Source organism: Comamonas sp. 4034 (assembly GCF_050434545.1).
Lineage (GTDB): Bacteria > Pseudomonadota > Gammaproteobacteria > Burkholderiales > Burkholderiaceae_C > Comamonas > Comamonas odontotermitis.
On sequence record NZ_JBNDIT010000022.1, the window covers coordinates 37,129 to 63,668 of the forward strand.

Sequence of the window (26,540 nt, forward strand, 5' to 3'; positions counted from 1 at the left end):
GCGCTTCCTGCCTCGTGGATGACGGGGCAGGGCGCTTTTCTATGCTGAAATGCAGGCCATGAAGATCGTCGTCTATTCCGAAGGGGGCAACCCCGCAGCCTGGCTGGCTGCCATTGCCCAGCATATTCCGAACGCGCAGGCCTGGGCCTGGGCTCCTGGCGCACCGCAGGCCGATTACGCGCTGGTGTGGCGCCCGCCGCAGCAAATGCTGGATGAGCAGGGCGCAGGGCTCAAGGCACTTTTCAACATGGGTGCCGGCGTGGATGGCTTGCTGCAGTTGCAGCTGCCCGCGAATGTGCCCGTGGTGCGGCTGGAGGACGCAGGCATGGCGGTGCAGATGGCCGAGTATGTGTGCCACGCGGTGATCGACCATTTCCGAAGCCTCAGCCAATACCGCGCGCAACAGCTGGCCGGCGAGTGGAAACTGGCCCCACTTCGCATGCGCAGCGATTTCCCGGTGGGCATCATGGGCCTGGGCGTGTTGGGTGACCGCGTTGCCAAGGCGGTGGCACAGTTTGGCTTTCCGGTGCTCGGCTGGAGCCGTTCTGCCAAGCAGATCGACGGTGTACAGACGTTTAGCGGCGCGGAGCAATTTACGGATTTTCTGGCGGGCACGCGCATCCTGGTCAATCTGCTGCCGTTGACGCCAGAGACAGAAAACATCATCGACAGCCAACTGCTGGGGCAACTGCAGCGCGGCGCGTATGTCATCAATGTGGCCCGTGGCGGGCACTTGGTGGAGGCGGATCTGCTGGCCTCCATCGACAGCGGCCAGGTGGCCGGGGCGATGCTCGATGTGTTCCGCACGGAACCATTGCCGGCGGACCATCCATTCTGGCGCTGCCCGCAGATCAGCATCACGCCGCATGGCTCCGCCCGCACCTTGCCGGAGGAGACCTTGCAGCAGATTCTGCGCAAGCTCCAGGCTTTTGCTGCGGGAGAGCGTGTGACCGGTGTGGTGTATGCCGACCGTGGATATTGAACGCAATTGTCTGAACCTGATGGAAAAGAAACAAGGAGCACCCATGGCTACCTATCCCAAGCAAGTCAAGATCATCGATGTGGGCCCCCGCGACGGCCTGCAGAACGAGAAATCACCCGTGCCTGCCTCGGTCAAGATCGAGCTGGTGCACCGCCTGCAGGATGCAGGGCTCAAGGAGATTGAGGTCACCAGCTTTGTGTCGCCCAAATGGGTGCCGCAGATGGGCGACAACGCCGAGGTGATGGCTGGTGTGCAGCGGAGGGCGGACGTGCAGTATTCGGTGCTCACGCCCAACATGAAGGGGTACGAGGCCTCCGTCGATTCCCAACCTGACGAGATCGTGGTGTTTGGTGCGGCGAGCGAGGCCTTTAGCCAGAAGAACATCAACTGCAGCATTGCCGAGAGCATTGAGCGCTTTGCGCCGGTGGTGGCTGCAGCCAAGGCCGCAGGCATTGCAGTGCGCGGTGCCATGAGCTGCACTGTGGGCTGCCCTTATGAAGGCGAGATCGCTCCATCGCGCGTCGCCTACCTCGCAGAGCTGATGAAGGGCATCGGCGTGGAACGGGTCGATGTGGCCGATACGATTGGCGTGGGCACGCCGCTGAAAGTGCAAAAGGCAATCGAGGCGACCCTGCCGTATTTTGATGTGGACCATGTCTCTGGACACTTCCACGACACCTACGGTCAGGCGCTGTCCAACACCTTGGCGGCATTGCAGATGGGTGTCTGGAACTTCCAGTCGTCCATTGCAGGCCTGGGCGGTTGCCCTTATGCCAAGGGCGCCACGGGCAATGTGGCAACCGAGGATGTGGTCTACATGCTGCACGGCATGGGCATCGAGACCGGCATTGATCTGGACAAGCTGGTCGATGCTGGCATCTTCATCAGTGATTTCCTGCAGCGCAAGCTCAATTCGCGCGTGGCGGTGGCGCTGATCAACAAGCGGGCTGGCTGATGTGGCCTTGACCGCAAAGGTGTAACGCAAAGCCCGCCCTGTGCAGTGCGGGCTTTGTTTTGAACGAAATGCGGTTGCAGTGCTTCATCAATGGGTGCTGATAGCTATCAAAAATGAAGTGTATTGCCATGGTCGCTGCGGCAGTGAAGGCAGGGCGGCACAATCTGGGCATCAAGACCAAGGAGCAAGAACCATGTGTGGAGCGGAGTTGAAGAGCCTGCCTGAAGGCGTGCAGCGTGTCGCTAGGGTGCTGCAGGACAAGGGCCATCCGCATGCGCCACAGATGCTCAATGACGCGGCGCGCACGGCACAGGAAGCCGCCGATGCACTGGGTATCGTGGTGGGGCAGATCGCCAAGAGCATCATCTTCCGGCGCAAGAGCGATGACGCCTGTGTGCTGGTGATTGCCTCCGGCGACCGGCGCGTGGACGAAAAGAAGGTGGAGGCGCTGATTGGCAAGGTAGGCAAGGCCGACGCCGACTTTGTGAGGGAACGCACGGGGTTTGCGATTGGCGGAGTGTCGCCCGTAGGGCACGCCAGCGAACCTGTCACCCTGATCGACCGCGATCTGTACCGCTTTGCTCAGGTATGGGCTGCCGCAGGCCACCCTTATGGCGTATTTCCGCTCGCTCCTCAGGATCTGGAGAAACTGACTGGCGCGCCGGTGGCTGACGTGGTGAAGGATGCGGCATGACCGAGTTGGATGACAAACTGGCCGAGCCGGTATATACCAATGCGCCTTTGGCGGCGCGGACCAAGCTGGTCCGCGCCAGTGGTGCATTTGCAGCGGGGTATGACGATGTGGTGCCTTCGCCGTGCGTGTCGGTCTGCAAAATGAATGCGGACCGCAGCCTGTGCCTGGGATGCTATCGCTCGATTGACGAGATCCGTGCCTGGTCCAAATCCGATAACGCAGACCGCTTGCAGATGTGGCAGCAATTGCTGGCCCGTGCGGGCCTGGGCCACGACGGGCGTGCGTTGCCAAAGGACGAGCAGGCCCAATAGGCGCGCAATGGCGCAGCCAACCAACGCTGTGTTGTGACTGTGGTGGAGAGGATCGTATGAAGACTGTTGATTTCTACCTGGATTTTGTCTCGCCCTATGCGTGGCTGGCGTTTCATGCGCTGCCTAAGGCTTTGCAAGGCCACAGCGTGCACGTGCGCTATACGCCGGTGTTGCTGGGGGCCTTGCTGCAGCAGCACAACAACCCTGGTCCTGCAGGTATCGCAGGCAAGCGTGAATGGACCTATCGCCATGTCAGCTGGCTGGGACACTCGCTCGGCTGTGGCCTGGATATGCCTGCGCAACGCCCATTCAACCCCTTGCCGCTGCTGCGTCTGGCACTGCGTACCAGCCACGACGGCCATATCAACCGCTTTACCGCTGACGCCATCTTTCGCCATGTGTGGCTGGGTGGCGCTGCTGCACTGGATGCCGACCGCCTGCAGGCGCTGGAGCTGCAGTTGGCAGAGCAGATCAAGAAGGATGAGGGCGCTGATCAACGCGCCAAGGACCTGTTGCGTCGCAATACCGATGCTGCTGTGGCGGCTGGCGTTTTTGGGGTGCCCGCCGTGGCTGTGGATGGCAAGCAGTTCTGGGGGCTGGATGGCCTGCCGATGCTGACAGCCTACCTGAATGGCGACGCCTGGTTTGCGGGCAATGAATGGGACAGCGTCGCGAACCGGCCATCGGGGCTCAAGCCCGCCTGATCCGGCCCTTATTGCCAAAGATCAGACATGAAAAAACCGGGCGAGCCCGGTTTTTTTGTGGATCGATGGTATGCCATCAGTGCCCGGAGGCACCCGCTGCACCCAGGCCGGTTTCGGAGCGCACCTGTTGCGCGGCGAATGCATCGCGTTCCTTGGCTGCCTGGGCGCTCTTGTCCAGCACCGAGAACAGCCAGACGCCGACGAAGCCGATGGTCATCGAGAAGAGTGCGGGCGAGGTGTAGGGGAACCAGGCCGAGCCCTTGGGGTAGCCCAGCGTTGCTTCCCACACCGAGGGCGAGACGATGGTGAGCGCCACTGATGAGATCAAGCCCAGAAAGCCGCCGATCACCGCACCACGGGTGGTGCAGCCCTTCCACAGCACCGACAGCAGCAGTACCGGGAAGTTGGCCGAAGCCGCCACCGCGAAGGCCAGTGACACCATGAAGGCGATGTTCTGCTTTTCGAACACGATGCCCAGCAGCACGGCGATGATGCCCAGGGCCAGGGTGGTGATGCGGGAGACGCGCAGCTCCGAAGCGCTGTCAGCCTTGCCATGCTTGAATACGGTGGCATACAGGTCGTGCGAGACGGCAGAAGCGCCCGACAGCGTCAGGCCAGCAACGACCGCCAGGATGGTGGCGAAGGCAACGGCCGAGATGAAGCCGTAGAACACATCGCCGCCCACGCTCTTGGCTACCAGCACGGCTGCCATGTTGGCGGTGCCGGCGCCGCCCTTGATCACACCCTTGGCGGTATCGGCCAATTCAGGGTTGGTCAGTACCATGGTGATGGCGCCGAAGCCGATGATGAAGATGACGATGTAGAAATAGCCGATCCAGGTGGTGGCCCAGAACACGCTCTTGCGCGCTTCCTTGGCATCAGGCACGGTGAAGAAGCGCATCAGAATGTGGGGCAGGCCCAGCGTGCCGAACATCAATGCCATGCCGAAGCTGATGGCAGAGATCGGGTCCTTGATGAAGCCGCCCGGCCCCATGATCGACAGGCCCAGCTTGGCAGCCAGATCGGGCGCCGCGCCGCCATTGGTGGCAATCTCGGTCTTGACGCGCACGCCGTCGGCAAACAGCTTTTCGAGGCTGAAGCCATAGTGGGCCATGATCATGAAGGCCATGAAGGTGACGCCCGCCAGCAGCAGGCAGGCCTTGATGATCTGCACCCAGGTCGTGGCCGTCATGCCGCCGAACAGTACGTAGATCATCATCAGCGCGCCTACCAGCACTACGGCGATCCAGTAGTCCAGGCCAAACAGCAGCTTGATCAGCTGGCCGGCGCCCACCATCTGGGCAATCAGGTAGAAGGCCACCACCACCAGCGTGCCGCTGGCAGCAAAGGCGCGGAACGGGCCTTGCGCAAAGCGATAGCCCGCCACATCGGCAAAGGTGAATTTGCCCAGGTTGCGCAGCCGCTCGGCCAGCAGGAAGGTCAGGATCGGCCAGCCCACCAGAAATCCGATGGAGTAGATCAGTCCGTCATAGCCGCTGGCCATGACCGATGCCGAAATGCCCAGAAAGGATGCGGCCGACATGTAGTCACCTGCGATGGCGAGGCCATTCTGGAAGCCGGTGATGCCGCCGCCAGCGGTGTAGAAGTCAGCTGCCGACCGCGTCTTGGACGCTGCCCATTTGGTGATCCACAGCGTTCCCGCTACGAAGGCCACGAAGAGGATGATGGCCGTCCAGTTGGTGGCCTGCTTGGCGGTCTCGCCGACATCGCCGCCAGCGGCATGTGCGGCACCTGCCATGGCCAGTGCAGCGGGAAGAATGAGATTGCGGATGTTCATTGGGCGACGTCCTTGAGGATTTGCTGCGTCATGGCGTCGTACTCGGTGTTGGCGCGCCGCACATAGATGCCGGTGATGAGGACGGTGAAGATGATCACGCCCAGGGCAATAGGGATGCCCAAGGTAGTGATGCCTGTGCCCAGGGGCTTGGCGAGGAATTCCTTGTCAAAGGCGATGAGCCCGATATAGCCGTAGTAGACGACCAGCATCAGGATGGTGAGCGTCCAGCCGAAGGCATTGCGCTTGCGCTTGAGTTCCTGGTACCGGGGATTGGCTTGGATTTTGGCAACGACAGGGTCGTTCATGTTGTGTCTCCAATGAGTGGACCGCATGGGGCGCAGCAATTGAATTGCTGCGTCCATTGGATTCTGGAAAGTACAACTGACGAACCGCTTACGAACCTGCCCGGGTTCGCCCCTGCAACAGGTGGGCTGCGGGTAAGTCCTGATGAAAAAAGAATGTTTGTAACTGGGTGTGAGATGTTTTTGTAAGGAGTTAGTCAGCAATCGTCCGGATAGTGCATCTCGGGCGATGCCCCGTTGCGTTGTCCACCCTAGCGACAGAAAAATTCAGGAGACATCTATGGCAACCAGTGCAGCAGCACGGCCGATGACGAAGGAAGAGCGCAAGGTCATCTTCGCCTCGTCACTCGGTACCGTTTTTGAGTGGTACGACTTCTATCTCTACGGTTCACTGGCGGCCATCATCGCCAAGCAGTTCTTTTCGGGGCTCGATCCTACTTCTGCCTTCATTTTTGCGCTGCTGGCATTCGCCGCAGGCTTTATCGTGCGGCCGTTCGGCGCGCTGGTGTTTGGCCGCCTGGGGGACATGATCGGTCGCAAGTACACCTTTCTGGTCACCATCCTGCTGATGGGTGCCTCGACCTTCATCGTCGGTATCCTGCCCAACTACGCCAGCATTGGCGTAGCCGCTCCCATCATCCTGATCGTGCTGCGCATGCTGCAAGGTCTGGCGTTGGGTGGCGAGTATGGCGGCGCGGCAACCTATGTGGCCGAGCATGCGCCGCATGGCAAGCGGGGCGCCTACACCTCATGGATTCAGACCACGGCAACGCTGGGCCTGTTCATGTCGCTGCTGGTGATTCTGGGCACACGCACTGCAATGGGCGAGCCTGCCTTCAATGACTGGGGCTGGCGCATTCCGTTCCTGGTGTCGATCGTCCTGCTGGGTGTGTCGGTGTGGATTCGCATGACCTTGTCGGAGTCGCCCGCGTTCCAGCGCATGAAGGCGGAAGGCAAGACCTCCAAGGCACCTCTGAAGGAGTCCTTTGGCCAGTGGAAGAACCTGAAGATCGTGATCCTGGCGCTGGTGGGGCTGACTGCTGGCCAGGCGGTGGTTTGGTACTCCGGTCAGTTCTACTCGCTGTTCTTCCTGACGCAGCAACTGAAGGTGGATGCAGTGACCGCCAATCTGATGATTGCCGTGGCCCTGCTGATCGCTACGCCGTTCTTCGTGATCTTTGGTTCGCTGTCCGACAGGATCGGCCGCAAGCCCATCATCATGGCTGGCTGCCTGCTGGCGGTGCTGACCTATTTCCCTGTGTTCAAGATGCTGACCGAAGCGGCCAATCCGGATCTGGCAGCGGCGCAGGCGAGGAACAAGGTGGTGGTGGTGGCCAATCCGGCCGAATGCTCCTTCCAGTTCAACCCCACAGGCACCTCCAAGTTCACCAGCTCCTGCGACGTGGCCAAGCAGTTGCTGGCTGCCAACTCGGTGAGCTATGAAACCGAAGCGGCGCCTGCTGGCACGGCTGCGGTCATCAAGATCGGCAACGATGTGATTCCGAGCTACAGCGCAGCGGGCCTCCCAGGCGATGAGCTGAAAGCCAAGGACGCGGCTTTCAAGAAGGCTGTGGCGGAAACCCTGGCCAAGGACGGCTATCCCACCAAGGCAGACCCTGCCAAGATGAACAAGGTGCTGATGGTGGTGCTGCTGACCTACCTGGTGATTCTGGTAACCATGGTGTACGGGCCGATTGCCGCCATGCTGGTGGAAATGTTCCCGACCCGCATCCGCTACACCTCCATGTCGCTGCCCTATCACATCGGCAATGGCTGGTTTGGCGGGCTGTTGCCTACCACGGCGTTCGCCATCGTGGCGCAGACTGGCAATATGTACAACGGGCTGTGGTACCCGATCATCATTGCCGGTATCACCTTCGTGATCGGAACGCTCTTCATCCGCGAAACCAAGGACGTGGATATTTACGCAGACGACTGATCTGCTTTCAAACAGGCGGTATTGGGAAGGCGCGAGAAGTGCCTCCTGATGCATACAAGAACAGCGCCTTCGGGCGCTGTTTTCATTGCGGCACCTTGCTGAGGACGTTTCTAATGGTTAATACTAGGAATGTCATCAAACTGTGGTAGCAACGCGTCACTCTTCCAAAAACACTCTGACAAATCACTGGCTTCCTCAGGCCTCCCGCCTAAAATTTGCAAGCTATGCAAAGCAATGCGTCAATCTGTATCTACAGTTGCCGCCTGTGCGATGCACAAAAATTCAATAACCCATCTCCCGAGGACTCTATGCGCACCCTGAACCGTTTGATGATTGCAGGCCTGGCAATTGCCGGCTCCACCGCCGCTCTGGCTCAAAGCAGCGTACAAGTGTATGGCCGTATCAACACCACAGTGGAACGCCAAAAGGCGGGTGACGAAACGACTACGGGTCTGTACAACAACTCGTCGCGTATCGGTTTCATGGGCACGGAAGACCTGGGTGGCGGCCTGAAGGCTGGCTTCGTGCTGGAATCGGGTTTTGCCTCGGATACCGGCGCTGGCAACTCGGGCGGCGGCATGAGCTTCAACCGTCAGAGCGAAGTGAATCTGTCGGGCAACTTCGGTCAGATCCGTCTGGGCCACTGGACGCCTTCTTCGTACTTCGCTACGGCCGACTACATCAGCATGCACAACCACGACACGGGTTCGTCGGCTGATGCCTTCTACGCCTATGTGTCGAACGACGGCAAGTCGCCTTCCTACATCTCCAACGGTGTTGCGTACAAGACGCCTACCTTCGGCGGCTTCAACGTGGAAGTGGCGACGGGCCTGTACGAAAAGAACGCGCAGTTCGGCAACAAGAACCTGTACGACGTGGCCGCCAACTATGAAAACGGCCCTCTGGCACTGGGCGCTGGCTACACCAAGCTCGACAACTCGCAGCAGTTCGCGATCCGCGGCTTCTACAAGATTGGCTCCAACATCCTGCTGGGCGGCTACGTGCAGCGCAGCAAGAACATGGGCTTTGACCAGGTCTTTGGTGCCGACACCGGTACCCGCACCGCATACCGCCTGTCGGGTGCCTACCTGCTGGGTAACAACGAGTTCCACCTGAACGTGGGCAAGGCCGGCAAGATGAAGAACGTGGAAGACAGCTCCGCGCTGCAGTACACCCTGGGCTACAACTACAACCTGAGCAAGCGCACCAAGGTGTATGGCTACTACACCAAGGTCAACAACAAGGCTGGTGCTTCGTACATGACCGGCACTGCCGGTGCCGATTTCAGCTCCTTCGCTGTCGGCGTGCGCCACAACTTCTAAGTTGCCTGGGCGGCAGAAAGCCGATCCCCAAAAAACCCGCATTCTCAGGAGTGCGGGTTTTTTTATGTCCCGGTGCTCAGTGGCTCAGTGGGGATTACTCTCTGAATCTGTAAATATGTACAGTAGTTTTTAGGGCTTTGGTACAGGTCTGCTGCGCGTGCCGGTGAACTCCCTAGAATGGTTGCTCTTGGCTTTTTTGGTCTTGTACAGCCGTGCATTCCGATCTGCCTCCGCGTTGCTGCACGCTGCTTTTTCAGGTGGATGGCCAGCACGGATGTCGGGTTGCTTGTGGGAGGCTGTGCTCCGTATTACTGGGTAAATCATCGGTATGGCACAGGAAAATATTCGCATCCGTGGTGCGCGTCAGCACAACCTCAAGAATCTGGATCTGGACATTCGCACGGGTGAATTGACGGTGGTGACGGGCCCGAGTGGCTCGGGCAAATCGAGCCTGGTGTTCGACACCCTGTACGCCGAAGGCCAGCGCCGCTATGTCGAGACTTTCAGTGCCTATGCGCGCCAGTTTCTCGACCGCATGGACAAGCCCGCTGTAGACAAGGTCGAAGGTGTTCCGCCGGCCATTGCCATCGACCAGACCAACCCCGTGCGCAGCTCCCGCTCCACTGTGGGCACGATGACGGAGCTGAACGACCACCTGAAGTTGCTCGTGGCGCGTGCAGGCCATCTGTTTGATCTGCAGACCGCGCTGCCGGTGCAGCATGACACGCCGGAGAGCATCTATGAACAGCTGGTGGCGCGCACGCAGGCCGATGATCCGCGCATCGTGATCACCTTCCCGGTCGAGCTGCCTGCCAATACCAGTGCAGAGCAAGTGGAACAGTGGTTGTCCGCCAGCGGTTTTACGAAGGTGCAGGCTGAGCGTGAAATAGATGCTCCAGCACACAATAGCCAAGCGCAGGATGCTATCAAAAAGAAAGCAAGCGCCGTCAAGACCAAAGTGGCCAAGGCTGGCAAGGGCGACGCAGCGCCGGAGCGCGTCAAGGTGCTGGATGTGGTGGCCGACCGGTTCCGCATCAGCAAGGCAGAGAAGGCGCGGGTGATCGAAGCCATTGAAGTGGCGCTCAAGCGCGGCAGCGGCGTGATGACGGTGTACACGATTCCGGATGCCGAAGAGGTGGCCGAAGCCCGGGAGCCCGTGCTGTGGAAGTTTTCCTCCGGCCTGCATTGCCCGGAAAGCGGTCTGCGCTACCGCGAGCCGATCCCGTCGATGTTCTCGTTCAACTCCGCCGTGGGTGCCTGCGAGGCCTGCCGGGGATTTGGCCGGGTGATTGGTGTGGACTGGGGTTTGGTCATCCCGAACGAAAAGTTGACGCTACGCACCGGTGCCATCAAGCCGATCCAGACCCCCGCCTGGAAGGAGATCCAGGACGATCTGATGCGCCATGCCGAAGCGCACGGAATACCGCGCGACACGGCGTGGGCCAAGATGACGGCCGAGCAGAAGGACTGGGTCATCAACGGCGAAGCGAGCTACAAGGAAGGCAACTGGAGTCGCCAGTGGTACGGTATCCGCCGCTACTTTGAATACCTGGAAACCAAGGCCTACAAGATGCATATCCGCGTCTTGCTGTCCAAATACCGCAGCTATACGCCGTGTCCCACCTGCGGCGGTGCCCGCCTCAAGACCGAGAGCCTGCTGTGGCGGGTGGGCAGCAAGCAGGATGCCGATGTTGCCTTGCCGCCCGCCAAGCGCTTCATGCCGCGCGGTGTGGGCTGGACGCGTGCGCAGTTGGAGAATTTGCCGGGCCTGAGCCTGCACGACCTGATGCTGCTGCCCATCGAGCGTCTGCGCGATTTCTTTGCGAGCATGGACATTCGTCGCAGCAATGATGGTGATGCGCAAGCTCTGAAGCTATTGCACGAAGAAATCACCAACCGCCTCAAATACCTGTGCGATGTGGGCATCGGCTACCTGACGCTGGATCGCCAGAGCCGTACCCTCAGCGGTGGCGAGGTGCAGCGCATCAACTTGACGACGGCGCTGGGCACATCGCTGGTCAACACCTTGTTCGTGCTTGATGAGCCTTCCATCGGGCTGCACCCGCGCGACATGGAGCGCATTACCGTGGCCATGCGGCGCCTGCGCGACGCGGGCAACACCTTGGTGGTGGTCGAGCACGACCCCGCTGTGATGTTTGCCGCCGACCGCATGATCGACATGGGCCCGGGCCCTGGGGAAAAAGGCGGCCAGATTGTTTTTGATGGCACCACCGCCGAGCTGCGCCGGGCCGATACCTTGACCGGCGCCTACCTGGGTGGCCGCAAGCAGGTTGGCATGGGTGCCAAGCGGATGGTGACCGAGAGCACGCCGCGCCTGATTCTGGAAGGCGCGACCGAGCACAACCTGCAGAACGTGTCGGTGGATTTTCCCCTGCAGCGCATGGTCGTCGTGACGGGAGTGTCAGGCTCGGGCAAGTCCACGCTGATCCAGGACGTGCTGGCGCCTGCGTTGATGCGCCATTTTGGCAAACCCACCGAATCGGCCGGCGCGCACGAGCGCCTGCTCGGTGCCGATCACCTGGCCGATGTGGTGTTTGTGGACCAATCCCCCATTGGCAAGACTGCGCGCTCCAACCCCGTCAGCTACGTGGGAGCGTGGGACGCCGTGCGCGAGCTGTTTGCCACGGCACCCCTGTCGCAGCAGCGCGGCTACACCGCATCCAAGTTCAGCTTCAACAGTGGCGATGGGCGCTGCCCAACGTGTGGCGGCTCGGGTTTCGAGCATGTGGAGATGCAGTTCCTGTCGGACGTGTACCTGCGCTGCCCCGATTGCAATGGCCAGCGCTACCGGCCCGAGATTCTGGAGGTGCGCATCGAGCGGGATGGCCGACTGATGACCGTGGCCGATGTGCTGGAGCTGACCGTGAGCGAGGCCGCCACCCTGTTTGCCAAGGACCGCGACGTGATCCGTGCGCTGCAGCCGATTGTGGATGTGGGGCTGGAGTATGTGAAGCTCGGCCAGCCCGTGCCTACGCTCAGCGGCGGTGAGGCACAGCGCCTCAAACTTGCCGGTTTTCTGGCAGAAGCCGCGAAGAGTGCATCCAAATCCAGGCAACCGGTGGCCAAGAAGGGTACGCTGTTCCTGTTCGATGAGCCCACCACGGGTCTGCACTTTGAAGACATCGCCAAGCTGATGCGCGCATTGCGCAAGCTGCTGGAGGCGGGCCACTCGCTGATCGTGATCGAACACAATCTGGACGTGATCCGTGCCAGCGACTGGCTGATTGACCTGGGCCCGGACGCGGGGGACAAGGGGGGCCTGGTGGTGGCCGAGGGCACGCCCGAAGAGGTGCGCAAATCCGGCACCTTGCACACGGCGCAGGCCTTGCGCGACTACGAGATTGCCATGGCGGGCGGCACCGCAGCCGCCGCGCTGGAGAAATCGCACAGCGTGCAGGAGGCCAAGGCGCTCTATAAAGTAGAGCGGGAAATGCATGCCAGCGGCGCGCAGACGGCCAAGAATGCCATCGAAATCGTCAACGCCAAGGAGCACAACCTCAAGCACCTCTCTGTCGATATTCCGCGTGGCAAGTTCAATGTGGTGACGGGCGTGTCCGGCTCGGGTAAATCCACCCTGGCTTTCGACATCCTGTTCAACGAAGGCCAGCGCCGCTATCTGGAGTCGCTGAACGCCTATGCGCGCTCCATCGTGCAGCCCGCAGGGCGGCCCGAGGTGGATGCGGTCTACGGCATTCCGCCGACCGTGGCCATCGAGCAGCGGCTCTCGCGTGGGGGACGTAAATCCACGGTGGGCACGACGACCGAGGTCTGGCATTTTCTGCGGCTTCTGTACGTCAAGCTCGGCATCCAGCATTGCACCAAGGACGGTGCCGCCGTGCAACCGCAAACCCCGGAAAGCATTGCCGCGCAGCTGATGTCGCAGTATCGCGGTCAACTCATTGGCCTGCTGGCGCCGCTGGTGGTGGCGCGCAAGGGTGTGTATACCGAGCTGGCGGATTGGGCGCGCCCACGCGGCTACACGCATTTGCGTGTGGACGGCCAGTTCCTGCCGACCACGGGCTTTCCACGGCTGGACCGCTTCAAGGAGCATACGGTGGAGCTGCCGGTGGCCAGCATCAAGGTCACGCCGGATAACGAAGCGCTGCTGCGCGAAAAGCTCACCACTGCACTGGAGCTTGGCAAGGGCGTGCTGCACGTGCTCTCGGCCATCGATACGCTCGAATCCGCCATGCAGGCCGGTAGCGATACGGCGGCGATTGGTAAGCTACAGGTGTTTTCCACCAAGCGGGCCTGCCCGGTGTGCGCCACAAGCTACGCCGAGCTGGATCCGCGCCTGTTCTCATACAACAGCAAGCATGGCTGGTGCCCCGATTGCGTGGGCACCGGAGTCAAACTCACCAAAGAGCAGCGCAAGGTGTATGACGATTCGGTCATGGCCGAAGACAACCGGGGCCGCGAGCAGAGCTTTGAAGAACCCGAGGCCGAAGATGTGGGCGAAACCGTCTGCCCCACTTGCCAGGGTACGCGCCTCAATGCCACAGCGCGTGCAGTGCTGTTTCATGGCAAATCCATTGCCGACATTGCGCAGCTGTCGGTGACCGATGTGCGTCTGTGGGTGGAGAGCCTGCAGTCGGCAGGGCGCATGACCCAGCGAGAAAGCGATATCGCGCGCGATCTGGTGCCTGAAATCCACAGCCGCCTGGCGTTCCTGGAAGAAGTTGGCCTGGGCTACCTGACGCTTGACCGTGGCGCACCCACGCTTTCCGGCGGCGAGGCGCAACGCATCCGGCTGGCCGCGCAACTGGGCAGCAATCTGCAAGGCGTGTGCTATGTGCTCGATGAGCCCACTATCGGCCTGCACGCCCGTGACAACCATATCCTGCTTAATGCCCTGCACAAGCTGGGTGACAAGGGCAATACGCTGGTCGTTGTGGAGCACGACGAAGACACCATCCGGCGCGCTGACCACATCATCGACATCGGGCCCAGCGCAGGCAAGCGCGGCGGCCACCTGGTTGCGCAAGGCTCTGCTGCCGATGTGATGGCGGCAGCCGATTCGCAAACCGGCCGCTATCTGTTGCATGCGATGCGGCATCCGTTCCAGCCCCGTAGGTTGGTGGCGGGGGCGGTAGAGGCAACGCCTGCCTTGATGGCTGCAGGCGCAGGCGAAGCAGGCGCAAAGCCCAAAAAACGCACGAAAAAGCAGATGGCTGCGGACGCTGTAGCAGCGTTGGCTGCCGACAGCGCACAGGCCAATGCAGCGCTGGCAGCACCGGCGCGCGCGGATGATTCCGCGCCGCTGCACTGGCTGACGGTGCTGGGCGCCAAGCTGCACAATTTGCAGAACGTCCATGTTCGCGTGCCGCTCAAGCGGCTGGTGGCGGTTACGGGCGTATCGGGTTCGGGCAAATCCACACTGGCGCGCGATGTGCTTCTCAGCAATGTGGCGGCCTGGGTGGGCCAGCGCTCCACCAAGGCCGGGCGCGATGAAATGGATGCCGGCAAGGCGCCAGCGCTGGTGGGCTGTACGGGCCTGCAAGGCTTTGAAGGCATCGACCGTGTCCTGGAAGTGGACCAGACCCCGATCGGCAAGACGCCGCGCAGTTGCCCGGCGACCTACATCGGCTTTTGGGACACCATCCGCAAGCTCTTTGCCGAGACCTTGGAGGCCAAGGCCCGTGGCTATGCTGCCGGGCGCTTCAGCTTCAATACCGGAGAGGGCCGTTGCCCCGGCTGCGAAGGCCAAGGCATGCGCACCATCGAGATGAGCTTTCTGCCCGATGTGAAAGTGCCTTGTGAAATCTGCCACGGCGCACGCTTCAACCCTGAGACGCTGGCCGTCACCTGGCGGGGCAAGAGCATTGGCGAGGTGCTGCAGATGGAAGTTGACGAGGCGGTGGAGTTTTTTGCCAGCATGCCGAGCATTGCGCACCCGCTGCAACTGCTCAAGGATGTGGGCCTGGGCTACCTGACGCTGGGCCAGCCTTCGCCCACCTTGAGCGGCGGCGAAGCCCAGCGCATCAAGCTGGTGACCGAGCTCACCAAGGTGCGTGACGACATCACCCGGCGTGGCAACAAGGTGCCGCATACGCTGTACGTGCTGGACGAACCCACCGTCGGTCTGCACATGGCAGATGTGGACAAGCTCATCAAGGTGCTGCACCGCCTGGTCGATGGCGGCCACAGCGTGGTGGTGATCGAACACGATCTGGATGTGATCGCCGAAGCCGACTGGGTGATCGACCTGGGCCCGGAAGGCGGCAAGGACGGTGGCCGCATTGTGGCCACGGGCACTCCGGAAGATCTGGTTCAGATCGGTACGCACACTGGCAAGGCGTTGGCTCCCGTGCTGGCTCGCACCTAGAGCGCACAGGGTTCGGATGGCAGGTTTTCAGGCTGCGCTCCTGGCTGACAGGGTGCAGCGCTGTATTGTGGGCACAATGGGGAGCCCTTTTGCGATGCAGCCGAGGTACGTATCATGACCATAGACCCGAAGCACCCGGGCCAGCCGCCCATACAAGACCCGCCACCGCAGCCCGTGCCGCCGCCGGTTCCTGTTCCCGGGGTGCCGGAGCCCATCGCGGATTGATGCGGGTGGGCGTCGCCGTATGATGCGGTGGTTATTCGATCTCCCCGGAAATCTACAACACCACCATGCGCATACTGCTGATTGAAGACGAGCTGGAAATGGCGAACTGGCTGGGGCGGGCGCTCAGGCAGTCCAATATTGGCGTAGAGCATGCGCACAATGCAGCGGTGGCCACCACACTGCTGCAGGATGGCAGCTTCGATGTGGTGGTGCTGGATCTGCAACTGCCAGACCAGCACGGCTTTGACTGGCTGTCTGCCGTGCGTGCCCGTGGCAACCGTGTGCCGGTGCTGGTGTTGACTGCCCAGGGAGCGGTGCAAGACCGCGTGGAAGGCTTGCACCGTGGTGCGGATGACTATCTGACCAAGCCCTTTGAACTGGCAGAACTGGAAGCGCGGCTTGCTGCGTTGCACCGGCGCAGCCAGGGCCGGGCGCAACCACAGGTGGAGTGTGGATCGCTGCGGTATGACGGCAACCATGGCACTTTCTGGTTGGCCGATGCCGTGCTCAGCCTGACGCCGCGCGAACATGCGGCGCTGGAAGGCTTGGTGGCGCGCATCGGCGCGCCTGTGGGCAAGGCACGGCTGGCGGCCAAGGTATTTCCACAGGAGAGCGCAGTTGGCCCCGATGCCATCGAACAGGTGTTGCACCGCCTGCGCCGCAAACTCGCTGGCAGCGATGTGCACATCGTCACGGTGCGCGGGCTGGGCTATATGCTGGAGCCCACCCTGAATCCGCTGAGTGGCTCGCTTGCACCATGAACTGGCGTGGGCTGCGTTGGCGGCTGCTGTGGGTGCTGGTGCCGGTGCTGGTCGCCCTGTTTGTATTCGACAGTTGGCGCGATTCGGCCAGCCTCAGGCGCGAGCTTGACAGGGCCTATGACCAGAGCCTGCTGGAGCCCGCGCAGGCATTGGCCGACAGTCTGGGATGGGACGAAGAGGGGGCTGTCACGCTTACGGCGCCATTTCATATCATCTCGATGTTCGAAGCCGTCAACGGCCAGCACAAGTATCTGCGCGTGGCAATGCAGGCGCCCGACGGCAGCCGTCAGCGCATGCTGATGGGAGCGGCTTCGTTTCCGCCACCCCCCGATACCAGCGGCTCGCCTCCGCATGATTTCACGCACGGGGCCGATGGAGACCGCCGCTTCTACAACGCCGATGTCAGAGGCCAGCCGGTGCGCGTCGCAGCATTGTTGCGGGTGGTGCATGACCGTAGTGGCCAGGAGTGGCGTGTGCTGATCCAGACGGCGCAAGACACCAAGCGCGTGAGCGGCGTGTTGCAAGACCTTTTGTGGGAGACGCTGTGGCGTGACGCGCGCACCCTGGCGGTGCTGGTACTCGTCGTGTGGTTTGGCATCGGCTGGGGGCTTCGCCCTCTGCGGGCCTTGCGCCGCACCATCCGCGAGCGCGGCAGCGATGATCTGCAGCCGCTGGATACGAGCCATGTACCTGCCGAGGTGCGGCCGCTGGTCGACGCGATGAACGAACACCTGGCCCAGCAGCGCGAGGCCTTGCAGGCGCAGCGCCAGTTTCTGGCAGATGCCTCGCACCAATTGCGCACGCCGCTGGCCATCATGACTACACAGGCTGGCTATGCGTTGCGTGAGAGCGACCCCGCAGCCATTCGCACCAGCCTGCTGAGCATGCGGCAGCAACTGCAGCGCAGCCGCCGGGTTGCGGAGCAGCTGCTGTCCCTGGCCAATGCCAGCCAGCCTGCGCAGGAGGCGCTGCAGCTGCAGTACTGCGATGTCAATGCAGTCGCCCGCGAGGTGGTGCTGGCGCATTTGCCGCTGGCGCTGGAAAAGCAGCAGGATCTGGGCTTTGTCGATGCGCGCGGCGAAGATTTTGACCCGGACGATGCGCCACAGGGCGCTCCTGGGCTGGTGGCGCCTGTCGCAGCCAGCGGCAATGCCTTGTACGAGTTGCTGGCCAATATCGTGCATAACGCGATTCTCTATACCCCGGCAGGCGGCCGGATCAGTGTGCTGGTACAGGTGCAGGCCGAGCAGGTGCGGGTGCTGGTGCAGGACAACGGCCCGGGAATTGCCGCTGCGGACCGTGAGCGTGCGTTTGCACGCTTTGAGCGATTGCCGTCCAGTGCCGCAGGTGTGCAGACGACCGGCTCTGGCCTTGGACTGGCCATTGCGCGCACCTATGCGCGGCGCATGCATGGTGATGTGTTGCTGGCCGACGGCGAGAGTGGTCGCGGGCTCGGCGTTTGCGTGCTTTTGCCACTGGCTCGGCCTGTCATGGGCAAGCTTTCATGAAACTGACAATTTCTACGTAGATATACGTATTTTTGGGATCGGCTCCGCATTTGGCAGCAGTTTGGAAGGTTCGTTTTCTAGACTTTCCAACGAAATTGCAACAAAAAGGAGACGAAGATGCTGCATGCATGGTCTGCGCCCCACGCGGCGCAACTGCGGGGCTTGCCCGCCAGGGAGCTGCCATGAGCTCCGGTGGAAAAAGCTACAACAAGGATTACTACGGCGGTGCCTTGATGGTGCTGGTCGGCGGGTGCGCTGCCTATGCCGCACGCAGCTATAACATCGGCACGCTGGACCACATGGGGCCTGGCTACTTCCCCTTTGCGGTGGGTATTCTGCTGGCGCTGACGGGTGTGCTGATTGCCCTCACGGCCAAGAAGAAGCCGAGCGGAGGCGAGGCCGCCCTGGTGGGCCATAACCACGACATTCCGGATTTTCGCGGCGCGGCCTGCATCATCCTGGGCACGGTGGCGTTCTACTTCTGCGGAGAGTACCTGGGCCTGTTGCCCGCAACCTTCGCTATTGTCTTCATCAGTGCGCTGGGCGACCGCAACAACAGCGTGATGGCGAGCTTCGTACTGGCGATGTCGATGATGATCGTTGCCGTGGTGATCTTCTGGTGGGCACTGCAGGTGCAGATGCCGCTCTTCAAGTGGGGGATGTAAGCCATGGGACAAGCACTGCAAGACCTCTGGTTCGGCTTTGGCATCGCCTTTCAGGGCCATAACCTGATGTGGTCCTTCTTCGGTGTGCTGGTGGGCAACCTGATCGGCGTGCTGCCGGGCATGGGCGCGCTGTCGGCCATCTCGATCCTGCTGCCACTCACCTACACCATGCATCCTGTGCCGGCCATTCTGATGCTGGCGGGGATTTTCTATGGTTCGCAGTACGGCGGTGCCATTGGTGCCATCCTGCTGAACCTGCCTTCGCATCCGCCGCATGCGGTGACCTGCCTGGACGGCTACCCGATGACCAAGAAAGGCAAGGGCGGAACGGCGCTGGGCATCACGATGATCTGCTCGTTCTTTGCAGCGTCGGTCGGCATCATCGTGATGATCTTCGCGTCTCCGCTGCTGACGACGATTGCCTTCAAGTTTGGCCCGGCAGAACTGTTCTCGATCATGTTGCTGGGCCTGCTGGCTGGCTCGACCATGTCGCGCGGCTCTCCACTCAAGGGCGTGGCAATGACCTTGTTCGGCCTGTTGTGCGGTGTGGTCGGCACGGACGTGAACAGCGGCACTTTCCGCTTTGCGTTCGATATTCCAGATCTCAGCGATGGCCTGGAGATGGTGGCCGTGGCCATGGGATTGTTCGGCATTGCCGACTTTCTGCTGAACGTGAACAAGATGAAAGCGATCACCAGCAACACCAAGATGCGCATCCGCGACATGCGCCCTTCGATGGCAGAGCTGAAGGAGGCCTTCTGGCCCATGGTGCGCGGCACGGCAGTGGGCACGCTGTTTGGCGCCATGCCTGGTACGGGCCCCACGATCACCACCTTCATCGCCTATGCGCTGGAGCAGAAAGTGGCCAAGGACCCGAACCAATTCGGCACGGGCATGATTGCAGGCGTGGCGGCTCCCGAGGCGTCGGCCCATTCGAAGACGCAAGTGGATTTCATCCCGACGATGAGCCTGGGCATCCCGGGCGATGCCGTGATGGCGCTGCTGTTGGGCGCGCTGCTGATCCAGGGTATCCAGCCCGGCCCGCAACTGATCACCGAGCATCCGGATATCTTCTGGGGCCTGATTGCCAGCTTCTGGATTGGCAATGTGATCCTGATGATCCTGAACGTGCCGTTGATCGGTGTGTGGGTGAAGATGCTGGCTGTGCCATACAAGTACCTGTTTCCGTCGGCCATGTTCTTCATTGCGGTTGGGGTGTTCACCACCCAGAACAGCCTGTTCCATATCTGGGAGGTGCTGGCTTTCGGCATCATCGGTGCCATTTTGATGGTGCTTGATTTCTCGGTGGCGCCCATCATGCTGGGCTTTGTGCTGGGGCCGATGATGGAAGAGAATTTCCGCCGCGCACTCCTGCTGTCGCGTGGTGACATGCTGATCTTCATGCAGCGGCCGATCAGTGCCACCTTCGTCTGCATCAGCGCATTGCTGCTGCTGGCGGTGACCTGGTCTGCCTGGCGCAAGAAGTCGCGTGTACGCCAGGTTGAAGCGGCGGTGGAGGAAGAGACGGCCGCTGGCGGCGTTGCAATTGCGAAGTAAGCCGCTTCCTGCTTCAAAAAACCAAAAGCCGCTCTCAAGAGCGGCTTTTTCATGCGAAGCCTGGTGGGGCATGTCAGGCGGGCAGAAAGCCTTCCACGGACAGGTAGCGCTCGCCGGTGTCATACGCAAAGCCCAGCACCTTGGCCCCAGCAGGCAGTTCCGGCAGCTTCTGCGCAATGGCTGCCAGTGTGGCGCCGGACGAGATACCGACAAACAGGCCTTCCTCGCGTGCGGCGCGGCGGGCATATTCGCGTGCGGGTTCGGCGTCGACCTGGATGACGCCGTCCAGCACACTGGTATCGAGGTTGCGCGGAATGAAGCCCGCACCGATGCCCTGGATCGGGTGCGGGGCTGGAGCGCCGCCCGAGATGACAGGGGAGGCAGTCGGCTCCACTGCAAATACTTTCAGCTGGGGGAACTTGGCCTTGAGCACGTGGGCAACGCCCGACAGGTGGCCGCCGGTGCCCACGCCGGTGATGATGGCGTCGAGGCCATCGGGAAAGTCCGCCAGGATTTCCTGCGCGGTAGTGCGTTCGTGCACGGCAACGTTGGCGGGGTTCTCGAACTGCTGGGGAATCCAGGAGCCTGGGGTGCTGGCAGCCAGTTCTTCGGCGCGTGCGATGGCCCCTTTCATGCCTTTTTCCTTGGGCGTCAGGTCAAAGGTGGCGCCGTAGGCCAGCATCAGGCGGCGGCGCTCGATGGACATGCTTTCCGGCATCACCAGGATCAGTTTGTAGCCCTTGACGGCCGCCACCAGGGCCAGGCCCACGCCGGTATTGCCGCTGGTAGGTTCGATGATGGTGCCTCCGGGCTTGAGGGCACCGGATTTTTCCGCGTCTTCCACCATGGCGAGTGCAATGCGGTCCTTGATGGAGCCGCCGGGATTGCTGCGCTCGGATTTGATCCAGACATTCGCATTGGTGCCAAACAGGCGGTTGATGTGGATCGATGGCGTGTTGCCGATGGTTTGCAAAATGTTGTCGAACTTCATGGAACCTCCTGCGCAAGTCGGTGAGACGAAAAACCGGAGACCATTGTGAACGAGTTCATGTTTCCGTATGGAATATCAATATTCCTTGATGCTCTGTTGGCCTGTGTCAGGGCCATCTGCCGCACTGCCGATTAACATGCAATGATGTGATTGCTGAAGGAGGGGAATGGCATGCTCACATTTCAACAAACCATGGTGGCGCTTTTTGTCTGCTGTGTGGCGCTGCTGGTGGGTTTTTCTTGGCGGTCCCGGCGATGGGCGCCGTGGTTGATGCTGGTGGCGGTTGTCTGCCTGCTCATGCTGATGAGCTACAGCATTCTCAACCTGATGTAGTGCGCGCGGTGGCAGACCGGGCCAGCCGCACCGGTGTTTTCCAGCGCTCTGCCAGTACCACGCCCAGGATGGTGAGTGCGCCGCCAATCCATAGATAAGTCTGCAGTTGCTCCTTGGCCCAGGCGGCTGCAATCAAGGCTGTGAACAGCGGCGTCAGGTTGAAGAACATGATCGAGCGGCTGGGCCCCAGGCGCACCACGGCCGTCATCCACATCCACGACGCCACGATGGACGCCATGGTGCCCGCATAGGCCACCATGTACCAGTTGTGCACATTGATGCCGATCTTGGGCGAGGCCAGATAGATCGGCAACTGTGCAACCATGGCCACCACCATCTGCAGGTACAGCAGTTGCCAGCTGCTGATGGCAGGCATGTGCCAGCGCTTGAGCAGTACGTTGTAGACCGCATAGGCTGCGCAGGCCAGCAGCATCAGCAGGTCACCACGGTTCAGGCCTTGCTCCAGCAGTTGCGCGGGATGCCCTTCGCTGACGACCAGCAGCACACCGCCAAAGGCCAGAACAGCGCCCAGCGCGCCGCCTATGGTCAGCGGCTGGCCCAGCAGGCCCACGCAGATGGCCAACACCAGCATGGGGGAGAGGGTGAGGATGATGCCCATGTGTGTGGCCGTCGTGTAGCCTGCGGCAAAGTAGGCGCAGCTTTGGTAGATGACCATGCCCAAAAGGCCCAGCACCAGAATCTGCCAGGCATGCTGGCGAACGGCGGCGCGGTTACGCCACACAGCCGGGAGCAGCAACGGGGTGACGATCAGCACCGCCAGCACCCAGCGCAGGAAGCCGATTTCCGTAGGCGCAATGGCGCCGGCCGATTGTTTGCTGACGACGGTATTGGCCGACCAGATCAGCACGGCTAGAAGAGGGTAGAGATAGTTCATTGTTTGCTTTCCACTGTCCCTATCATCGCTGTGGCTGATTTGAGAGGTATAGCTGCATTCGGACAAACCATGCCATGCTTCGGACAAGCTCCTGCACCGCGCTCATTTCGACCATGTCCCCCTCTGCCAGCTCTGCCCGTTCTTTGCCGATTTTTGACGTGGAAAGCGTCACCAGCCCGTATCTGGTGCGCTATGACGAATTTGCGGCAGGCAGCTTTGCTGCGCCGCACAGCCACCGTCTGGGCCACCTCAACTACACCGCTTGCGGCACCATGGCCATCGATACTGCCGGCCAGCATCTGGTGGCGCCGCCGCAGTACGGGGTGTGGATTCCGCCGGCGCAGGAGCATTGCTGCTATGTGCAGCACGCTGCGGTCTACCGCTCTTTCTATGTGCAGCCCCAGCTGTGCGATGTGTTGCCCCAGCAGGCCTGCATTCTGCGCATCAGCCCCATAGGGCGCAGCATCCTGGCGGACTTTGCTGAGCGCCAGGTGCAGGTGCCGGGCTCTCCGCAAGACCTGCGGCTCGCACAGGTGCTGGTCGATCAGCTGTGTCAGGCGCGCTTTGAAGGCAGCTTTCTGCCCTCGCCCAACAGCACGGCGCTGGCGGGCGTGCTGGATGCCCTGCGCGCGGATCCGGGAAGCCGCCGTTCGGTGGCCGAATGGGCGCAGCAGGCCCATATGACCGAGCGTACCCTGGCGCGCCATTGTCAGCGCGAACTGGGCATGGCATTGGGCGAATGGCGCCAGCGTCTGCGCCACCTGTGTGCGGTGGAGGCATTGGGCCATGGCCGTACCGTGCAGGAGATCGCCTTTGACCTAGGCTACAGCACGGCGTCTGCTTTCATTGCCATGTTCCACCGGGAAACCGGTATGACGCCTGAACAATTCCGACGTGAATTGGTTGCGGATGCCTGAATTTTTCTGATTTGTTTGTATGCGCTCACATTCTTGTTTTGTGAGGATGAACAATGGTTCACTGCTGCAGGGCGTTCTTTTGGATGGGCCCCGTTAGTACATTTGGACTATTTACCAAATGTTTCTGAAGGGGCAGTATCGGGGCTCAGACCATGCGCCCCATACGTCGGCGCTGGCAAGGAGAGACAGCGCATGCCAGCCCCTGCAGAAATTCCCCGCCTTCACCCGTTCCGGTCCACGTTGCGCAAGGGTCTGCTCCGTGGCCTTCTGCTGGTTTGCGTGCAGCCCGTGTGGGCGCAAGGTACTGCGGCCAGCGATGCAACTGCAGGTTCTGTCGGTCTGCAGCCACATGGCGCGCTCAGCGTGCAATACCGTGGAGCCGCGAAGCGGTTGACTGCGGAGCAAATCGCGGCGCTGCCACAAAGCACCACGGTCACTGCAACGCCCTGGACGGATGGCGTATCGCGCTTCACCGGGCCGTTGGCGCGCGATGTCCTGCAAGCAGCAGGGGTGCGCATCACTCCAGGAATGACGGTGCAAGCCCAGGCCCTCAACGGCTACACCGTGAGTATTCCTGCCCAGGATTTTCAGCGCTGGCCCGTGGTGCTGGCTTTCAGCATGGATGGCAAGGCGCTGACACGGCGCGACAAGGGGCCGCTGTGGATCATCTATCCACGGGACAGCGACACCGTGCTGCAGGACGCCAAGTATGACCACCGCTGGGCCTGGCAACTGAGCCAATTGCTTGTCAGTGATGCCCCGTAAGCGCTACCAGAAAGAGTCAGGCATGCTCAAAGCCATTCGCCGTCCGCTGATCCTGTGTGTAGAGGACGAGCCCTTGCTGCTGCGTGATCTGTGCGACGAACTGGAAGAGGCCGGTTACCAGCCCATCGGCGTTCCCGATGTTCCTGCCGCGCTGCTGGTTCTGTCGCGGATGAAGCCTTCGCTCATTCTGTGCGATGTTGGTCTGCCCGGCCAGAGCGGCCTGGATCTGCTGGCCGAGTTGCGCGAGACGGAAGCGCATTCCAGCGTTCCATTCCTGCTGCTGACGGCGCTCAGCGATCGCGAGCATGTGCTGCGCGGCGCGCGCGCGGGCGCGGACGACTACCTGATCAAGCCGGTCGATTACGACCTGCTGCTGGCCACCGTGGACGCCCGGCTCGCCAAGGTGCAGCGTCTTCAGCGTCTGCAACGCGATGCCTTGCAGCGCAGCCTGGACGAGGTGCACAGGCACTGGCACGGGGTGCTTGACAGCCTGGGCCACTGCGCCCTGGTCTGCGATGGTCAGTTGTCGATCCAGTTTGCCAACCGGCAGGCCTATGCGCAGTGCCATGGCCAAGCACAGCAAGACAGCCCGCTGGTTGTCGATGCAGCGGGGCAGATGGTCCTGCGTCAGGTGCTGGCCCAGCATCCCGGGGTGCGTCAATTTCTGCGCAGCCAGCAGGAGTCGGCCAGCTTCGATGTGCCAGCCGTTCCTGGCGGCCCGCCCTATTGGTGCCTGGCCATCCAGTCACTCTCGGGCAAGGACGGTGACGACGAGGAGGAGCACGGGGACGGGGCGCCGGATGCGCGCGGCCAACGCTTCGCGCTTTTCATCAATAGCCTGCAGCAATCCGTCAAACCCAGTGCCGAAGCCCTGGCGCGCCGTTTTGCGCTGACGCCTGCTGAAACGCAGGTGGCCCGGCTGCTGGTGGATGGCATGAGCAAGCAGCAGATGTGCGCGCAATTGCAAGTCAGTGCCAGCACCATGGCCTTTCATCTGCGCAACATGTTTGCCAAAACCCAGACAGGCCGCCAGGCCGAACTGGTGGCCGTATTGCTGACGGCGGCGCTGGGCGCATCCGCGCCAGCGTCGCACTGACACGGGGCCTGCCATGCCTGATCTGCCCATCCGTCGCGGCCTGCAGTACCGGTTGACGCTGGCTGCCACGGTGCTGTTTTTCGCGGGCAGCCTCGTGGTGGTCTGGCAGCTGCTGGTTTTGCACCGGGAACTGAGCCAGCGCGAAGGCGAAAACATGGTCTGGGCACTGGCACAGGCCCAGCACCAGGCAACGCTGCTGGAACGCGATCTGGCCCGCCTGCGCTTGCAGCAAAGCGATGCGGAAGATATTCATTTGCAGGCGGATCTGCTGCACAGCCGCTTGTCCTTGCTGACGGATGGCCCGCAGCGCCGCATTTTGCGGCATTACGGGCAGCTTGATGCGCTGCTGCCCGCCATGGCCGCATTCGAGCAGGTGGATCTGCTGCAGCTTTTGATCGGCACGGACAACCCCGTTGCCCAGCAGGAGCTGCGCACGCTGATTGCTGCGCTGGCGGCGGCGGGCAACCAGGTCATGGTGCGCGAGAGAGAAGAGAAGAGCCGGCGCCTGGACCAGCTGGAGCAATGGATCAAGGCGGCTTTTGCTGCCATAGGCATGGTGGCCCTGTGCGGCGGTTGGTTGATGTGGCAACTGGTGGCTGCCTTGCAGCGCCAGCGCACCAATGCCCGCACCATTGCCGCGCAGCGCGATGCGCTGCAGCAGACGATCCATGATCTGCACCGCGCCCAGAGCGCGACCGAGACCTACCGCAACTTCGTCTCGCTGGTGTCTCACCAGTTCCGCACACCGCTGGCGGTGATCGACTCCACCGCGCAGCGGCTGATGCGCCAGGCCAGGCGCAGCGGTGGTGAACAGTCCGAGCAGGTGCTGGAGCGCATGGGCGAGACCCGCCATACAGTCGAAGGGCTGACGCGCTTGCTCGACAGCGTGCTCACCAGCGTCAAGCTCGACGGTGGCGGTATCCAGTTGCAGGCCCGGCCCGTCAATCTGGCAGAGTTGGCCAGCCATGTGGTGGAAGGCAATAAACCCATGCTGGGCGAGCGCCCGACGCGCATTGAATGCCAGGGACCGCCCGCGGACTACGTTTGTGAGGGTGATGCACAGCTGTTGATTCACCTGCTGCACAACCTGCTGGCCAATGCCTGCAAGTACACGCCTGTCGGCAGCCCGCTGGACCTGCGTCTGGAACGCGCCGGGGACCGGCTGCATTGCTCGGTGCGTGACCATGGCTCGGGCGTTGCTGCAGAAGAGCTGCCGCTGCTGTTTGAACGCTTCTACCGCAGTGCGCGCAGCCATGGCAGCGAAGGCACGGGGCTGGGCTTGTATCTGGCGCGGGCCATTGCCCGGCTGCACGGCGGTGATCTGAATGCCTTCCTCCCGCCGGATGGCGGTCTTGCCTTTACCTTGAGTTTGCCTGTGCTCGGCTTTGTTGCACAAATCCGGGCCGCAGCGGTAGTAGGCTCGGATGATGAGTGAGACGAACTGGGGTCGGCGCAAGTACCGCACCACAAACTG

At 61.8% G+C, this 26,540-nt stretch carries 21 protein-coding genes; 17 read left to right on the forward strand and 4 right to left on the reverse strand.

Annotation, left to right across the window (positions count from 1 at the left end):
• The first annotated feature begins 58 nt into the window (after positions 1-58).
• From ABIE32_RS19000 to ABIE32_RS19020, 5 genes are all read left to right on the forward strand, one after another.
• Positions 59-982, forward strand: coding sequence for a 2-hydroxyacid dehydrogenase (locus tag ABIE32_RS19000; RefSeq protein ID WP_429018384.1), 924 nt, complete (start codon positions 59-61; stop codon positions 980-982).
• Between the two features lie 43 nt (positions 983-1,025).
• On the forward strand, positions 1,026-1,937 hold the full coding sequence (locus ABIE32_RS19005; protein ID WP_429018387.1) for a hydroxymethylglutaryl-CoA lyase: 912 nt from the start codon (positions 1,026-1,028) through the stop codon (positions 1,935-1,937).
• 193 nt (positions 1,938-2,130) lie between these two features.
• A complete protein-coding gene (locus ABIE32_RS19010; protein WP_429018389.1) occupies positions 2,131-2,631 on the forward strand; it encodes a YbaK/EbsC family protein in 501 nt (166 codons plus the stop codon).
• Complete coding sequence (locus ABIE32_RS19015; RefSeq protein ID WP_429018391.1) at positions 2,628-2,942, forward strand: DUF1289 domain-containing protein; 315 nt, start codon at positions 2,628-2,630, stop codon at positions 2,940-2,942. Before ABIE32_RS19010 ends, ABIE32_RS19015 begins: the two co-directional genes overlap by 4 nt.
• A 56-nt stretch (positions 2,943-2,998) precedes the next feature.
• Complete coding sequence (locus ABIE32_RS19020; protein WP_429018394.1) at positions 2,999-3,646, forward strand: DsbA family protein; 648 nt, start codon at positions 2,999-3,001, stop codon at positions 3,644-3,646.
• 76 nt (positions 3,647-3,722) lie between these two features.
• On the opposite strand, the gene ABIE32_RS19025 is transcribed toward ABIE32_RS19020, so the two are convergent.
• Positions 3,723-5,444, reverse strand: a complete 1,722-nt coding sequence (locus ABIE32_RS19025) for a cation acetate symporter (protein WP_224151235.1) — start codon at positions 5,442-5,444, stop codon at positions 3,723-3,725.
• Positions 5,441-5,749 carry a DUF485 domain-containing protein gene (locus ABIE32_RS19030; RefSeq protein ID WP_429018396.1) on the reverse strand — a complete coding sequence of 103 codons (309 nt, stop codon included), beginning with the start codon at positions 5,747-5,749 and terminating at the stop codon, positions 5,441-5,443. The genes ABIE32_RS19025 and ABIE32_RS19030 overlap by 4 nt, the downstream gene beginning before the upstream one ends.
• 277 nt (positions 5,750-6,026) lie before the next feature.
• Here ABIE32_RS19030 and ABIE32_RS19035 point away from each other — a divergent pair, with 277 nt between their 5' ends.
• The 7 genes from ABIE32_RS19035 (at position 6,027) to ABIE32_RS19065 (ending at position 20,069) form a co-directional block, all read left to right on the forward strand.
• Positions 6,027-7,685, forward strand: coding sequence for an MFS transporter (locus tag ABIE32_RS19035; protein WP_224151237.1), 1,659 nt, complete (start codon positions 6,027-6,029; stop codon positions 7,683-7,685).
• Between the two features lie 308 nt (positions 7,686-7,993).
• The gene (locus ABIE32_RS19040; protein ID WP_224151238.1) at positions 7,994-9,007 is read left to right on the forward strand and encodes a porin; all 1,014 of its coding nucleotides are present in this window, start codon (positions 7,994-7,996) and stop codon (positions 9,005-9,007) included.
• Positions 9,008-9,335: 328 nt separating this feature from the next.
• Entirely contained in the window at positions 9,336-15,353 is a 6,018-nt protein-coding gene (gene uvrA / locus ABIE32_RS19045) for an excinuclease ABC subunit UvrA (protein ID WP_429018400.1), read from the forward strand.
• Positions 15,354-15,643: 290 nt separating this feature from the next.
• Positions 15,644-16,339: a response regulator gene (locus ABIE32_RS19050; RefSeq protein ID WP_429018403.1), complete on the forward strand. Its 696-nt coding sequence runs from the start codon at positions 15,644-15,646 to the stop codon at positions 16,337-16,339.
• Positions 16,336-17,847 (forward strand): sensor histidine kinase, encoded by a 1,512-nt coding sequence (locus ABIE32_RS19055; RefSeq protein ID WP_429018406.1) that lies wholly within the window; start codon positions 16,336-16,338, stop codon positions 17,845-17,847. The genes ABIE32_RS19050 and ABIE32_RS19055 overlap by 4 nt, the downstream gene beginning before the upstream one ends.
• A gap of 182 nt (positions 17,848-18,029) precedes the next feature.
• Complete coding sequence (locus tag ABIE32_RS19060) at positions 18,030-18,512, forward strand: tripartite tricarboxylate transporter TctB family protein (protein WP_224151242.1); 483 nt, start codon at positions 18,030-18,032, stop codon at positions 18,510-18,512.
• Between the two features lie 3 nt (positions 18,513-18,515).
• The gene (locus ABIE32_RS19065; protein WP_429018409.1) at positions 18,516-20,069 is read left to right on the forward strand and encodes a tripartite tricarboxylate transporter permease; all 1,554 of its coding nucleotides are present in this window, start codon (positions 18,516-18,518) and stop codon (positions 20,067-20,069) included.
• A gap of 73 nt (positions 20,070-20,142) precedes the next feature.
• Here ABIE32_RS19065 and cysK read toward each other — a convergent pair whose 3' ends face one another.
• Positions 20,143-21,060 (reverse strand): cysteine synthase A, encoded by a 918-nt coding sequence (gene cysK, locus ABIE32_RS19070; protein WP_224151244.1) that lies wholly within the window; start codon positions 21,058-21,060, stop codon positions 20,143-20,145.
• A gap of 171 nt (positions 21,061-21,231) precedes the next feature.
• On the opposite strand from cysK, the gene ABIE32_RS19075 reads away from it, so the two are divergent.
• Positions 21,232-21,393 (forward strand): hypothetical protein, encoded by a 162-nt coding sequence (locus ABIE32_RS19075; protein WP_184706371.1) that lies wholly within the window; start codon positions 21,232-21,234, stop codon positions 21,391-21,393.
• Here ABIE32_RS19075 and ABIE32_RS19080 read toward each other — a convergent pair.
• Positions 21,380-22,288 (reverse strand): DMT family transporter, encoded by a 909-nt coding sequence (locus ABIE32_RS19080; protein ID WP_429018412.1) that lies wholly within the window; start codon positions 22,286-22,288, stop codon positions 21,380-21,382. The two genes, ABIE32_RS19075 and ABIE32_RS19080, sit on opposite strands and share 14 nt — an antisense overlap.
• Positions 22,289-22,401: 113 nt before the next feature.
• On the opposite strand from ABIE32_RS19080, the gene ABIE32_RS19085 reads away from it, so the two are divergent.
• The 4 genes from ABIE32_RS19085 (at position 22,402) to ABIE32_RS19100 (ending at position 26,501) form a co-directional block, all read left to right on the forward strand.
• A complete protein-coding gene (locus ABIE32_RS19085) occupies positions 22,402-23,205 on the forward strand; it encodes an AraC family transcriptional regulator (protein ID WP_429018414.1) in 804 nt (267 codons plus the stop codon).
• 192 nt (positions 23,206-23,397) lie between these two features.
• A complete protein-coding gene (locus ABIE32_RS19090; protein WP_429018417.1) occupies positions 23,398-23,970 on the forward strand; it encodes a molybdopterin-dependent oxidoreductase in 573 nt (190 codons plus the stop codon).
• Positions 23,971-23,992: 22 nt separating this feature from the next.
• Positions 23,993-25,066, forward strand: coding sequence for a response regulator (locus tag ABIE32_RS19095; protein ID WP_429018419.1), 1,074 nt, complete (start codon positions 23,993-23,995; stop codon positions 25,064-25,066).
• 13 nt (positions 25,067-25,079) lie between these two features.
• Positions 25,080-26,501, forward strand: a complete 1,422-nt coding sequence (locus tag ABIE32_RS19100) for a sensor histidine kinase (RefSeq protein WP_429018421.1) — start codon at positions 25,080-25,082, stop codon at positions 26,499-26,501.
• Positions 26,502-26,540 lie beyond the last annotated feature (39 nt).